This is a genomic window from Sinomonas halotolerans (assembly GCF_039615075.1).
Taxonomy (GTDB): domain Bacteria; phylum Actinomycetota; class Actinomycetes; order Actinomycetales; family Micrococcaceae; genus Sinomonas; species Sinomonas halotolerans.
The window spans coordinates 186,743-199,843 of sequence record NZ_JBDFRB010000006.1; the positions used below are offsets into that span (position 1 = coordinate 186,743).

The 13,101-nt window shown below is 70.8% G+C and carries 13 protein-coding genes and 1 riboswitch; of the genes, 2 read left to right on the plus strand and 11 right to left on the minus strand.

Features of this window, described 5'->3' with window-relative positions; all coding sequences use genetic code 11:
* Positions 1–2: 2 nt before the first annotated feature.
* The 9 genes from lepB (ABCQ75_RS09330) to ABCQ75_RS09370 form a co-directional block, all read right to left on the minus strand.
* Complete coding sequence (lepB, locus tag ABCQ75_RS09330) at positions 3–755, minus strand: signal peptidase I (protein ID WP_345884948.1); 753 nt, start codon at positions 753–755, stop codon at positions 3–5.
* Entirely contained in the window at positions 752–1,417 is a 666-nt protein-coding gene (gene lepB, locus ABCQ75_RS09335) for a signal peptidase I (RefSeq protein ID WP_345884950.1), read from the minus strand. The genes lepB (ABCQ75_RS09330) and lepB (ABCQ75_RS09335) overlap by 4 nt, the downstream gene beginning before the upstream one ends.
* Positions 1,418–1,451: 34 nt before the next feature.
* Entirely contained in the window at positions 1,452–1,811 is a 360-nt protein-coding gene (gene rplS / locus ABCQ75_RS09340) for a 50S ribosomal protein L19 (protein ID WP_345884951.1), read from the minus strand.
* Between the two features lie 207 nt (positions 1,812–2,018).
* Positions 2,019–2,891, minus strand: a complete 873-nt coding sequence (gene trmD / locus ABCQ75_RS09345; RefSeq protein ID WP_345884953.1) for a tRNA (guanosine(37)-N1)-methyltransferase TrmD — start codon at positions 2,889–2,891, stop codon at positions 2,019–2,021.
* Positions 2,892–3,473: a ribosome maturation factor RimM gene (rimM, locus tag ABCQ75_RS09350; RefSeq protein ID WP_345884955.1), complete on the minus strand. Its 582-nt coding sequence runs from the start codon at positions 3,471–3,473 to the stop codon at positions 2,892–2,894.
* 138 nt (positions 3,474–3,611) lie between these two features.
* Positions 3,612–3,854 carry an RNA-binding protein gene (locus tag ABCQ75_RS09355; protein WP_345884957.1) on the minus strand — a complete coding sequence of 81 codons (243 nt, stop codon included), beginning with the start codon at positions 3,852–3,854 and terminating at the stop codon, positions 3,612–3,614.
* A 1-nt stretch (position 3,855) separates the two neighbouring features.
* Complete coding sequence (gene rpsP / locus ABCQ75_RS09360; protein WP_345884959.1) at positions 3,856–4,272, minus strand: 30S ribosomal protein S16; 417 nt, start codon at positions 4,270–4,272, stop codon at positions 3,856–3,858.
* A gap of 217 nt (positions 4,273–4,489) precedes the next feature.
* Positions 4,490–4,948, minus strand: a complete 459-nt coding sequence (locus ABCQ75_RS09365) for a hypothetical protein (RefSeq protein WP_345884961.1) — start codon at positions 4,946–4,948, stop codon at positions 4,490–4,492.
* Positions 4,949–5,083: 135 nt separating this feature from the next.
* Positions 5,084–5,959 (minus strand): VOC family protein, encoded by an 876-nt coding sequence (locus tag ABCQ75_RS09370; protein WP_345884962.1) that lies wholly within the window; start codon positions 5,957–5,959, stop codon positions 5,084–5,086.
* 155 nt (positions 5,960–6,114) lie between these two features.
* Positions 6,115–6,222: riboswitch (TPP riboswitch) on the plus strand.
* Between the two features lie 22 nt (positions 6,223–6,244).
* On the opposite strand from ABCQ75_RS09370, the gene thiC reads away from it, so the two are divergent.
* On the plus strand, positions 6,245–7,993 hold the full coding sequence (gene thiC / locus ABCQ75_RS09375; protein ID WP_345884963.1) for a phosphomethylpyrimidine synthase ThiC: 1,749 nt from the start codon (positions 6,245–6,247) through the stop codon (positions 7,991–7,993).
* Between the two features lie 265 nt (positions 7,994–8,258).
* Here thiC and ffh read toward each other — a convergent pair whose 3' ends face one another.
* Positions 8,259–9,839: a signal recognition particle protein gene (ffh, locus tag ABCQ75_RS09380; RefSeq protein WP_345884965.1), complete on the minus strand. Its 1,581-nt coding sequence runs from the start codon at positions 9,837–9,839 to the stop codon at positions 8,259–8,261.
* A gap of 259 nt (positions 9,840–10,098) precedes the next feature.
* Here ffh and ABCQ75_RS09385 point away from each other — a divergent pair, with 259 nt between their 5' ends.
* On the plus strand, positions 10,099–11,484 hold the full coding sequence (locus ABCQ75_RS09385) for a glucose-6-phosphate dehydrogenase (protein ID WP_427916082.1): 1,386 nt from the start codon (positions 10,099–10,101) through the stop codon (positions 11,482–11,484).
* Positions 11,485–11,528: 44 nt separating this feature from the next.
* Here ABCQ75_RS09385 and ABCQ75_RS09390 read toward each other — a convergent pair whose 3' ends face one another.
* A complete protein-coding gene (locus ABCQ75_RS09390; protein WP_345884967.1) occupies positions 11,529–12,947 on the minus strand; it encodes an ammonium transporter in 1,419 nt (472 codons plus the stop codon).
* Positions 12,948–13,101: the final 154 nt, after the last annotated feature.

Genomic DNA, 13,101 nt, shown 5'->3' on the forward strand with positions numbered 1-13,101 from the left:
ATTCACGGTACGCCTGCGAACGTGTCCGGGTAGTTGTCCAGTGCGCGGAGGCGGTTGAGCGGCCACGCGATGACGGCGGCCTTGCCCTCGAGGTCCGAGATCGAGATGAAGCCCGAGCCCGGCTGCGCCTCGTCGTGGAAGCGGGAGTCGGACGAGTGGTTGCGGTTGTCCCCCATGACCCACACGGTGCCCTCGGGCACCGTGACGTCGAAGGCGACGGGGCGCGGCACCTCGGCCGGGTTGACGTAGGGCTCTGTGAGCGGCGCTCCGTTGACAGTGATCCGGGAGTCCGCGTCGCAGCACACCACGCGGTCGCCGGGGAGGCCGATCACGCGCTTGATGAGGTGCTGCTCGGACGTGTCCGGCAGGAGGCCGACGAACTCGAGCGCCTCCTGGACGGGGTTCGTGCCGTTCTGCGGCGCGGCCGGGAGCCACCCCTTCGAGTCGCGGAACACCACGACATCCCCGCGCTCGAGCGGGAACGCCCGCGGGACGAGGAGGTTGACGAAGATCCGGTCGTTCTCCTCGAGGGTCGGGACCATCGACTCCGAGGGGATGTAGAACGCCTTGAAGAGGAAGGTCTTGATGAGGAAGGAGAGGATCACCGACACCGCGACGATGATGCCGATCTCCTTGAGCCACGCGAGCAGCCCGCCCTTCTTCTCCCGCTTCTCGGGAGAGGTGCCGCGGGTGCGGCGTTCGACGGCCCCGGCTCCCTCGGCCTCGGATGATCCCGTTCCCGGGGTGCTTGTCACTGGGTGTCCTTCTCGGTGCTCGGGGCGCTCAACGCGCCCAATCTATCAAGGGGCCAGAGGATCGCGGTCGGCCGCCCGATCACGCGGTCGGCGCGGACCATGCCTCCCCCGGGCGCCCCGAGGAGAGAACGGGAGTCCGCGGACGCCGAGCGGTGGTCGCCGAGGAGCCAGAGGCGCCCGGGGGGCACGACGACGTCGAAGGGGTGCTCGCTCGGAGCGTCGCCCGGGTAGAGGTACGGCTCGTCGGACGGCTCTCCGTTGACAGTGAGCCGTCCGTCCTCGGTGCAGCACCGCACGCGGTCGCCCTCCACGCCGACCACGCGCTTGACGTACACGGTCTCGCTCGCGACGAGGCCGAACCACTCGGCGGCGGCGCGGACGGAGTCCGCGGCCCACCCGCGGCCGCTCTCGAGGGGCGCGAACGAGCCGCGTCCGTCGAAGACCACGACGTCCCCCCGTGCGATGGGATCGCCCGCGAGGGAGCCGCGGGCCACCGCGATCCGGTCCCCGGGGGCAAGCAGCGGCTCCATCGATCCAGAGGGGATGAAGTACACGTCCACGAAGAAGGCACGCACCACGCCCCAGACGACCAGGGCGAGGGCGAGGGCCAGGACGACTGAACGCCAGCCCCGCAGGCGGGACTGGCGTTCAGGGGATGCCATGGGATGGCGCTGTGCAGCGTGCGGGCAGCCGAGGCTACTTCGCGGAGCTGTAGTCGCGCTTCTCCTTGATCTTCGCGGCCTTGCCGCGGAGCTCACGCATGTAGTAGAGCTTCGCGCGGCGCACGTCGCCCTTGGTCACGACCTCGATCTTCTCGATGATCGGGGAGTGCACCGGGAAGGTACGCTCGACACCGACACCGAAGGAGACCTTGCGGACCGTGAAGGTCTCGCGCACGCCGTGGCCCTGGCGGCCGACGACGAAGCCCTGGAAGACCTGGACGCGGGAGTTCTTGCCCTCGATGATGTTCACGTGCACCTTGAGGGTGTCACCGGGAGCGAACGCCGGGATGTCGGAGCGCAGCGAGGCGGCGTCGACAGCGTCGAGAATGTGCATGATCTTCTCCTGGCGAATGCCACAGGACACTCGCTTTGGTGTGAGGCCGGCACCGCATCCGAGCGGCCCGGCCCAATTCTCCTCCGCCAGCCGAAAGCCCCGGCCAGGCGGTGTGTCCATTCCGTTGGGAAGGGCCCCCTGTGGCAGGTCCCGCACCCCGGCAGACACAACGCTCCATTCTGCCACAGCCGGAACCCCGCATGCCATTCAGGGCCGGTGCACGCGCCCGTCGGCGACCTCGAACCCGAGTTCGCGCAGCACGGCACGCTCGGGCTTCCCGAATGCCGCCGCGTCCGCCCCCTCGAGGAGCTCCGGCCGCCGGGCCGCGGTGCGCCGCAGCTGCTGCTCGAGCCTCCACTGGGAGATCCTCCCGTGGTTGCCGGAGAGCAGGACTTCCGGGACGTCGTGCCCGCGCCATGAGGACGGCTTCGTGTACACGGGGTACTCGAGGAGCCCGTCCGAGTGCGACTCCTCGATGAGCGACTCCGGGTTCCCGACCACACCGGGGACGAGCCGGCCCACGGCCTCGACCATGGCCATCACCGCGACCTCTCCCCCGTTCAGCACGTAGTCCCCCAGGCTCACGGGCCGCACTTCGAAGTGCTCACGGGCCCAGTCCAGGACCCGCTCGTCGATGCCCTCGTAGCGGCCGCACGCGAACGCGAGGGTCGGCTCCTCGGCCAGCTCGTACGCCATGCGCTGGGTGAAGACCTCTCCCGCGGGCGAGGGGACCACGAGCACCGGGCGACGCCGCCCGCCCGGCTGCGCGGCGGCGTCGTCCGCGCCGGAGGCGGCCGTGCCTGGTGCGGCCTCGCCGGGCCCGTCCGTTCCCGCGTCCTGCGCGGGGCGCTGCTCCTCGAGCACGCGCTCGAGCGCCAGCGCCCACGGCTCCGGCTTCATGACCATCCCTGCCCCGCCGCCGTACGGCGTGTCGTCCACGGTGCGGTGGCGGTCCGAGGTGAAGTCGCGGAGGTCGTGGATCGCGATCGAGAGGAGGCCGTCCTCCTGCGCGCGGCCCAGGAGCGAGAGCTTCAGCGGCGCGAGGTAGTCGGGGAAGATGCTGACGACGTCGATGCGCACCTAGGCCCCCGGCTCCGGCTGGGCACCGGGCCCGCCATCGGCGGGGGCGCCGCCCCCCGGGGCACTGCCCGTGTCCTCGCGGTTGAGCTCGAAGAGCCCCGGCGGCGGGGTCACGACGACGACGCCGCGTTCGGTGTCGACCTCCGGCACGATCTCCTCGACGAAGGGCACGAGCACCTCGCCCTGAGGCGTGTCGACGATGAGCAGGTCCTGGACGGGCATCGTCTGGAGCGCCGCGACCTTCCCGACGGCGCGTCCGCCGACCTGGACCTCGAGGCCGACGAGCTCGTGCTCGTACCAGCCGTCCTCGTCCCCGTCCTCGAGGGCCTCTGACTCGACGAAGAGCTTCGCACCGCGGAGCTCCTCGGCGCGGTTCCGGTCCGCGACCTCTCGGAAGGCGAGCAGGAGGATGTCCTTGTTCCAGCGGGCGGCGCGCACCGTGAGGGGGCCGAGCGACGCGGGCTCGACGATGAACGCCGCGCCGGGGACGAACCGCTCCTCGGGCGCGTCCGTGAGCACCTGGACGGTCACTTCACCGCGGATTCCGTGCGGCTTGCCGATCCTGGCTACCTGAAGTTGCATCGTGTGCGCTGCTCCTGGGCATCGAAGGGGCGCGCGCCGCGGAAGCGGGCAGCGCACGGGAGGTGGAAACGCCTCCGGCCCCACCACCCTAGCGGGCGGCGGGGCCGGGGGCCTGCCTGCGCGGGCAGGCGGGCCGAATCAGCGGCGGCGGTCGGTGTCGACGACGTCGACCCTCACCGACTCGCCCTCGGCGAGGGCTGCGATCACCGTGCGCAGCGCACGGGCAGTGCGGCCCTGACGGCCGATTACGCGGCCGAGGTCGTCCTGGTGGACGCGGACCTCAAGGATGTCTCCCCGCCGGTTGGCCTTGGACTGCACGGTGACGTCATCCGGGCTGTCCACGATGCCGCGGACGAGGTGCTCGAGGGCCTCGGCCAGCAAGCTACTCAGCCTCGGTCGTCTCGGCGGCCTCGGCCGGGGCCTCCTCGGCGTCCTTGGACGCCTTCGGGGTGATCGCCTCGGGGAGGATCACGGAGCCCTTCTCGGGAGCCACGTAGGCGTCCTTGGCCTTCGGGGACTTGAGCGTCCCCTCCTGGCCCTCGATGCCCTTGAACTTCTGCCAGTCACCCGTGATCTTCAGCAGCGCAGCGACCTGCTCGGTCGGCTGGGCGCCGACGCCGAGCCAGTACTGGGCGCGCTCGGAGTTGACCTCGATGAACGAGGGCTCCTCGGTCGGGTGGTACTTGCCGATCTCCTCGATGGCACGGCCATCGCGCTTGGTGCGCGAGTCCGCGACGACGATGCGGTAGTACGGGGCGCGCATCTTGCCGAAGCGCTTGAGTCGAATCTTAACGGCCACGGTTGTGGTCACTCCTGTATCTGCACATGGGTCGAACCCCGGCTTTTCCGCTCCCGTGGGGCGGGCCGTACTTCGTCAGGGATCTCAAGTTGACAAGATGCGCACGGAGAGAGGGGGCCGTGCATATCGAGTACCTGTCCATTGTGCCAGATGACAGGCGCTCTCGCATGCCGGGCCCGCCGCGCGCCGCGCGCAGGGCCGCGATCCGGACAACGGGTCAGGTGCCAGCCCAGACGAAGAGCTCCTGGTGGTCGGAATCGTCGACGTCGGCGGCGAGCTTCGCGAGCTGCTCCACGTAGTCGTAGGCCTCGCGGGCGTCGAACGGCAGGTCCTCCTGCTCGGCCCACGCCGAGGCGACACGCTCGACCGCGTCGCCCTCCTCCTCGCCGGACTCGTACGCGAGGAGCTCGGCGAGGGCGCGGACCATCGAGGCGGGGACTGCGAGGAGGGAGTCGCTCGCGACGTCGACCATCGTGAGCTCGTAGTCGCCTCCCGGCGCATGGACCGCGGCGCCGACGAGGCTGCCGAGCTGCTCGATCTCGTAGTCGGAGACGCCGGGGAGGCGCAGGCCTGCGCCGTCGTCGGAGGTGTCCCCCGCGTCGAGCCGCGCGGCGCGGGCGAGCGCATCGGCATGCGTGGAGACGAAGACTTCGGCGAAGGGACTGGGAGCGGACACTTCTTCCCCCTCTGCGGCGGGTGCGCCCAGGCCTGGGGCCCAGTCCCGGACGCACGTGCTGGCGTATGGCGCGGTGCCGAGGCCCCGCGTGCCGCCCTCTGCCGGGCGGACACGTTGAGCGTAGCGCAGGGAGGGTCAGGCTTCCATGAGGGCCATGCGGATACGGTTCTTCCAGGGATCCTCGAAGCGCAGCTCGGCACCCGTGTGGTGGCTCGGCACCCCGGCCACGCGCAGGCGGTCCGCCGCCGCGAGCAGGTCGTCCTCGGCGGGGACGTGGATGAGGACCTCCCCGAGTCCGAGAGTGTCCTTGCGCGGCCCCGCGCCCCGCGAGTTCCACACGTTCATGGCCATGTGGTGGTGGTAGCGGCCCGCCGAGACGAAGAGCGCCTGCCCGTGCCAGCCCGCGGTCCGCTCGAACCCGAGCGCGTCGACGTAGAACGCGTGGGCGGTCTGCACGTCGCCCACCTGGAGGTGGACGTGGCCGACGCCGGCAGCCGCCTCGCGCTGCCCGCCCACCGAGGCCTCGGTGAGGTTGCTGCTGAGGAACGCCTGCGGAGGGAGCGGCAGGCTGTCCATCACCACCTGGCCCCCGTCCCACGTCCACGACTCTCGGGGCTTGTCGAAGTACAGCTCGATCCCGTTGCCTTCGGGGTCGCTGAAGTAGAAGGCCTCGGAGACCAGATGGTCCGCACTGCCCTGGTAGAGGCGCGGGTCGTACTGCGCGGCCGAGGCGACCGCAGCGGCGAGGTCCGCGCGGCTGCCGAAGAGGAGCGCGGTGTGGAACAGCCCCGCCTCTCCGCGCGCGGGGATCGCGAGGCCCGCCGCAGGGCTCAGGTGGACGAGCGGGACTGAGCGGCGGCCGAGGACCACGCCTCCGAGCGTCTCGGCGATCGGGACGAGCCCGAGCGCGCGCTCGTAGTAGTCGAGCATGAGCTTCATGTCCCCGACCTTGAGCATCACGGTGCCCATCGTGAGGTCGGCGGGAAGGAGGTCCTGCGGGTTCGCGGTCATGGCGGCTGCTCCTGGAGGTGGGCGATGCATCAATCGTACGTTTACTTGAAGCTTCAATCAAGTCCGGGTATCCCCTGTCTGGGCATTTCCGCGCCTGTTGCCGGCTTCACGCAACGGCGGGCGGTTGCCGCCCGGGCGCGGCGCGCGCTAGCCTCAAGCGTCCACACGGGTGCCCTCGCAAGGGCTGAGATCAGGCTGACGCGGCCTGCGACCGTCGAACCTGTCCGGGTCATGCCGGCGTAGGAAGTGAGAACTCCCTTGGAGAAGACTCAGAGCACATCTGACATGGAACAGCACCCCGCCCACTCGCTCGCGTTCGTCGAGGACGCCGAGCACGGCATCAGGGTCCCCGTCACGGAGATCGCGCTGGACGACTCCCCCGGCGGCGAGTCCAACGCGCCGCTGCGGGTGTACCGGACGTCCGGGCCCGGGAGCGATCCCGTCGTAGGGCTGCCGCCCTGCCGCAGCGCGTGGATCGAGGAGCGCGGGGACACCGAGGTGTACGAGGGCCGCGCGAGGAACCTGCTCGACGACGGGCGGTCGGCACTGCGGCGAGGGGCGGCGTCGTCCGAGTGGAAGGGCACGAAGCCCGTGCCGCGGCGCGCCAAGGCCGGGCGCCGGGTGACGCAGATGCACTACGCGCGCGCCGGCGTCGTGACTCCCGAGATGCGCTTCGTCGCCCTGCGCGAGAACTGCGACGTGGAGCTGGTCCGCAGCGAGGTCGCCGCGGGCCGGGCGATCATCCCCAGCAACATCAACCACCCCGAGTCGGAGCCGATGGTCATCGGCAAGGCCTTCCTCGTGAAGATCAACGCGAACATCGGCAACTCGGCGGTCACCTCCTCCATCCAGGAGGAGGTGGACAAGCTCCAGTGGGCCACCAAGTGGGGCGCGGACACCGTCATGGACCTCTCGACCGGGGACGACATCCACACGACCCGCGAGTGGATCATCCGCAACTCCCCGGTGCCGATCGGGACCGTGCCGATCTACCAGGCGCTCGAGAAGGTGAGCGGCGACGCGTCGAAGCTGACCTGGGAGATCTACCGGGACACGGTCATCGAGCAGTGTGAGCAGGGCGTGGACTACATGACGGTCCACGCGGGCGTGCTCCTGCGCTACGTCCCGCTCACGGCCGAGCGGGTCACCGGCATCGTCTCGCGCGGTGGCTCGATCATGGCCGGCTGGTGCCTCGCACACCACCAGGAGAACTTCCTCTACACGCACTTCGACGAGCTGTGCGAGATCTTCGCCCAGTACGACGTCGCCTTCTCCCTCGGCGACGGGCTGCGCCCGGGCTCGACGGCGGACGCGAACGACGCCGCGCAGTTCGCCGAGCTCGACACGCTCGCCGAGCTCACGAAGCGGGCCTGGGAGTACGACGTACAGGTCATGGTCGAGGGCCCGGGCCACATCCCGTTCCACCTCGTGCGCGAGAACATCGAGCGCCAGCAGGAGCTGTGCGACGGCGCCCCGTTCTACACGCTCGGCCCCCTCGTGACGGACGTGGCGCCCGGCTACGACCACATCACCTCGGCCATCGGCGCGACGGAGATCGCCCGCTACGGCACCGCGATGCTCTGCTACGTCACGCCCAAGGAGCACCTCGGCCTGCCGAACAAGGACGACGTCAAGACCGGCGTCATCACGTACAAGATCGCCGCGCACGCCGCGGACCTCGCCAAGGGCCACCCCGGCGCCCACGAGCGCGACGACGCCCTCTCCAAGGCGCGCTTCGAGTTCCGGTGGAAGGACCAGTTCTCGCTGTCCCTCGACCCGGCGACGGCCGAGGCGTTCCACGACGAGACCCTGCCCGCCGAGCCGGCGAAGACCGCGCACTTCTGCTCGATGTGCGGGCCGAAGTTCTGCTCGATGCGCATCTCCCAGGACATCCGCAACGAGTTCGGGACCAAGGCGGCGCAGGAGGAGCTCGTGGACATCGCCGCAGGGATGCGCCAGAAGAGCGAGGAGTTCCTCGCCCACGGCGGCAAGGTCTACCTGCCGGAGACGATCGCCGTCGGAGCCCCGGAGTAGGCGAGGCCGCCTCCCGCCCCGCCCCCGCCAGTTCCGGGTACAGCATCTCGGCGCCGCGTTCGGGGCGCACCATGGGCGCGCGGAGATCGGCTCTGTCTACGTGTGAGATCCAGACGCCAAAAAGGCATTCCGGGTACGCGGCCGCGTACCCGGAATGCCTATTCTGCGTCGTGGTCCGTACCCGAGTCTGACCCGTACCCGAGTCTGACCCGTACCCGAGTCTGACCCGTACCCGAGACGGGAGAGCGGGGTGCCGGAGTGGCGGCTACTTGCCGAGGAACTTCTCGAAGCCCTTGGGCAGGTTCAGCGCCGACGGGTCGAAGTCCTCGGGCAGCTGGGAGCCGCCGAACGCCGATCCGGGAGCGGCCGCCTGCTGCGGTCCTGCAGCCCGGCGGGCCTCCGCCTCGCGACGCTCCTGGGCCGCCTTGGCCGGGTTGCCGGATTTGGCCTTCTTCTTGGCATTCTTGCCAGCGGGCTTGCGGCTGCCGCCCATGCCGGCCATCCCGGGCATTCCGGGGATCCCTCCGCCTGCGGCCATCTTGCGCATCATCTTCTGCGCCTGGCCGAACCGCTCGAGCAGGCCGTTCACCTCGGAGACGTGCACGCCCGAGCCCTTCGCGATGCGGGCGCGGCGCGAGCCGTTGATGATCTTGGGGGCCACGCGCTCATGGGGGGTCATCGAGCGGACGATGGCCTCGACGCGGTCGATCTCGCGCTCGTCGAACTGCTCGAGCTGCTGCCGGAAGTTCTGGGCTCCCGGCATCATCATGAGCATCTTCTTCATCGAGCCCATCCTGCGGATCTGCTGCATCTGGGCGAGGAAGTCGTCGAGAGTGAAGTCCTCCTGGTCGGCGAACTTCTTGGCCATCCGAGCGGCCTCGTCCTTGTCCCAGCTCTTCTCGGCCTGCTCGATGAGCGTCAGCACGTCACCGAGGTCGAGGATGCGCGAGGCCATGCGGTCCGGGTGGAAGAGCTCGAAGTCGTCCAGGCCCTCACCGGTCGAGGCGAACATGACCGGGCGGCCGGTGACCGACGCGACGGAGAGCGCCGCACCGCCGCGCGCATCGCCGTCGAGCTTCGAGAGCACGACGCCGGTGAAGTCCACGCCTTCCTCGAAGGCCTTGGCAGTGTTGACCGCGTCCTGGCCGATCATGGCGTCGATGACGAAGAGGACCTCGTCCGGGGTGATCGCCGCGCGGATGTCCGCCGCCTGCTGCATCATCTCGGCGTCCACGCCGAGCCGGCCCGCCGTGTCCACGATGACGATGTCGTGGAGCTTCCGGCGCGCTTCCTCGACACCCTCACGGGCGACGGCGACCGGGTCGCCCGTCGCGGCCTCGAGCTCGGACTGCACGCCCGGGTGCGGCGCGAAGACCGCGACGCCGGCGCGCTGGCCCACTACCTGCAGCTGGGTGACGGCGTTGGGACGCTGGAGGTCCGCGGCCACGAGGATCGGCGAATGCCCCTCGCCCTTGAGGTGCTTAGCGAGCTTGCCGGCGAGGGTCGTCTTGCCCGCGCCCTGGAGGCCGGCGAGCATGATGACGGTCGGCGGGTTCTTCGCGAGGCGCAGCCGGCGTGTCTCACCGCCGAGGATGCCGACGAGTTCCTCGTTGACGATCTTGACGACCTGCTGGCTCGGGTTGAGCGCGCCAGAGACCTCCTCGCCGAGGGCGCGCTCGCGGATCCTGCCCGCGAAGTCGCGTACGACGGGCACGGCCACGTCGGCGTCGAGGAGGGCACGGCGGATCTCGCGGACCGTGGCGTCGACGTCCGCTTCGCTCAGCCGGCCCTTGCCGCGCAGGTTCTTGAAGGTGGCGCTCAGGCGATCCGAGAGGGAATTGAACACGCGGGGTGCACTTCTTTCAGTAGCGACTCGTTCCGGAGGAATCGGAGCAGGCTCGCAGCCCGCCCCGGCTCCAGCCTTCCAAGGGTACCAACTGCCCACTGGTCGATGGCATGCTGGCCGGGTGACTGCGACCGAGGACCCGGCCACCGCCCGCACGAGAGACCGCACAGAAGACAGCACAGCGGAGAGCGCGCACGAGCGCGCAGCGCAACGCACCGACAGCACAGCCCGGGCGGGGAGCACGGCGCAGACGAGGACCCTGCTCATCCTCGGCGCATCCGGCGACCTGACCGGCCGTCTCCTGCTCCCCGGTCTGGCCCAGCTGCTCGCGACCGGGCGCCATCCGGGGCTCTCCGTGGTGGGCGCCGGGCACGAGGACTGGTCCGCAGAGCAGTGGTCGCAGCGCGTGCACGAGGCCACGGGCAAAGCCTCGGAAGGTGCCGACACGGCGGGCCGGCAGACGCTCGAGCGGGTGCGGGCCGAGAGCACGTACCACCAGGCCGACGTCACCGCGCCGGGCGTGCTCTCCGGCCTCATCGCCTCGCTCGAGGGCCCGGTGGCTGTCTACTTCGCCCTCCCGCCCCGCATCACCGTCCTGGCCTGCGAACGGCTCGCGGAGGACGGGCTGGCCCCTGGGACGCGGCTGGTCATGGAGAAGCCGTTCGGCACCGGCGGGGAATCGGCCGCGGAGCTCAACGCCCTCCTGCGCCGCCTGGTGCCCGAGCAGCAGGTGTTCCGCGTGGACCACTTCCTGGGCAAGGGGACGGTGCTGAACATCCTCGGGCTGCGGTTCGCCAACCGCATCCTCGAGCCGGTCTGGAACCGCGACCACATCGAGAAGGTCGAGATCGTGTTCGACGAGGACCTTGCCCTCGAAGGCCGCGCGGGCTACTACGACGGCGCCGGTGCGCTCCGGGACATGATCCAGAGCCATCTGCTGCACATCCTCGCCCTGCTCGCGATCGACGTCCCCGCCGCCCTGCACGAGCGCGACCTGCGCGATGCGATCACCACCGCGCTCCGCTCGGCGCGGGTGCCCGAGCCCTTCTCGGCGTCCACGCGCCGCGCGCGCTACACGGCCGGGGCCATCGGGGAGCGCACGGTCCCCGACTACGCCGCCGAGCCGGGTGTGGACCCCGCGCGGGGCACGGAGACGCTCGCGGAGATCACGGTCGAGGTCGAGTCGTGGCGGTGGGCCGGCGTCCCCTTCGTGCTCCGCTCCGGCAAGGGGCTAGGCTCGCGCCGCAAGGAGGCGATCGTGACGTTCAGGCCCGTCCCCCACCTCCCGCACGGCTTCCGCGGTACAGACTCCCCGACCCGGCTGCGCATCGGCTTCGGCCCGGACACCCTCGAGCTCGACGTCGACGTGAACGGCCCGGGCGACGTCCTCACCCTGAACCGTGTCACGCTCGACGCCGACCTGAACGCCCCTGACCTCCTCCCCTATGGCGAGGTGCTCGAGGGCGTGCTCGACGGCGACCCGCTCCTCTCGGTGCGCGGCGACACCGCGGAGGACTGCTGGCGGATCGTCGAGCCTGTCCTTCAGGCCTGGGCCGCCGACGAGGTCCCCCTCGAGGACTACGCCGCGGGGAGCACGGGCCCCGCCGCCTGGGCGACGTCACAGCGCGAACGGGACGAGGGCTGACCGGCGCGTCCCGCCCGGGCGGCGCCCGAGTGATACCCCCCGCGCTATACCCGCGCAGGCACGTCCTGCGCGGGAGCCAGCGCCCCGCCGTCGTGCGCAGCAGCCCCCGCAGCCAGCGCCCCGCCGTCGTGCGCAGCAGCCCCCGCAGCCAGCGCCCCATGGAACGGCCGGACGCGGTGGGCCGGGAGCCCGTGCGCGTAGGCGGTCTCGGCGTGGAGCGTGAGGTCGACGCCGGCCTCCTCCTGCTCATCGGAGACGCGGAAGCCGAGCGTTGCCCGGATGGCGAGAGCGATGAGCAGGGAGATGGTGAAGGAGTACGCGAGCACCGAGAAGGTGGCGATGGCCTGCGTGCCGAGCAGCGCGAGCCCACCGCCGTAGAAGAGGCCCTGCCCGCCGGCCGGGGCGAGCGGATCCGCGGCGAGGCCGATGAACAGGGTCCCCACGACCCCGCCCACGAGGTGGACGCCGACCACGTCAAGCGAGTCGTCGTAGCCGAAGCGGTACTTGAGGCCCACCGCGAGCGCACACACGATCCCGGCGGCGAAGCCGAGCGCGATCGACCAGAGGGGCGTGAGGGCGGTGCACGAGGGGGTGATGGCCACGAGCCCGGCGATGGCGCCCGAGGCGGCGCCGAACGAGGTCGCGTGCCCGTCCCGGCGCTTCTCGACGATGAGCCAGCCGAGGACGGCCGCGCACGGTGCCACAAGGGTGTTGATCCAAGCGAAGCCGGCCGTGCCATTGGCCGCGAGGGCCGAGCCGGCATTGAAGCCGAACCAGCCGAACCAGAGCAGTCCCGCGCCGAGCATCACGAACGGCAGGTTGTGCGGGCGGTGCCCCGGGTCGGTGCCGAAGCCGCGACGGCGGCCAAGCACGAGGGCGAGGGCCAGGCCCGCCGCGCCGGCGTTGACCTCGACAGCGGTGCCGCCGGCGAAGTCGATCGCGCCGAGGCCCTGGCCGATCCAGCCGCCGGTCGGGCTGCCCGCGGCGTCCTCGCTGAAGTCGAAGACCCAGTGCGCCACCGGGAAGTACACGAGCACGGCGAAGAGCCCGGCGAAGACCATCCACGAGCCGAACTTGGCCCGGTCCGCGATCGCCCCCGAGACGAGGGCAACCGTCACGATCGCGAACGTGCCCTGGAACCCTGCGAACACGAGCTCGGGGATGGTCCCGACGAGCGGGGTGTCCTCGCCCGTCGCGAGGAGCCCCTCGAGGCCGAAGTGCTCGAGCGGGTTGCCCACGAGGCCGCCGCCGAGGTCGGTGCCGAACGCCATCGAGTATCCGACCGTGACCCACAGGACGCCCACCAGCGCAAGCGCGCCGAAGCTCATCATCATCATGTTCAGGACGCTCTTGACGCGGGTCATCCCGCCGTACAGGAACGCGAGGCCAGGGGTCATGAGCAGGACGAGGGCCGCGGACGCGAGGATCCAGGCGGTGTCGCCGGGATTCAGGGACTGGGGCATGGTGGGTGCCTTTCGCTGCACGGGGGCGGTCTTGGCCCGCCGCCGCAGCTCCCCCGGGCTCACCGTGCAGGCCTTTCGGAAAAAGACTCGTCCACGCGTGTTTCGCACCGTCGCCCGCTGCGTTGCCGCCGCGTTACAGGATCGGCCGCCTCGT

What these genes read in the sequence shown, in the direction of transcription:
- lepB (WP_345884950.1), bottom strand. Translation starts at nt 1,417, where the DNA reads ATGGCATCCCCTGAACGCCAGTCCCGCCTGCGGGGCTGGCGTTCAGTC.
- rplS (WP_345884951.1), bottom strand. Translation starts at nt 1,811, where the DNA reads ATGCACATTCTCGACGCTGTCGACGCCGCCTCGCTGCGCTCCGACATC.
- rimM (WP_345884955.1), bottom strand. Translation starts at nt 3,473, where the DNA reads ATGCAACTTCAGGTAGCCAGGATCGGCAAGCCGCACGGAATCCGCGGT.
- ABCQ75_RS09370 (WP_345884962.1), bottom strand. Translation starts at nt 5,959, where the DNA reads ATGACCGCGAACCCGCAGGACCTCCTTCCCGCCGACCTCACGATGGGC.
- thiC (WP_345884963.1), top strand. Translation starts at nt 6,245, where the DNA reads ATGGAACAGCACCCCGCCCACTCGCTCGCGTTCGTCGAGGACGCCGAG.
- ABCQ75_RS09390 (WP_345884967.1), bottom strand. Translation starts at nt 12,947, where the DNA reads ATGCCCCAGTCCCTGAATCCCGGCGACACCGCCTGGATCCTCGCGTCC.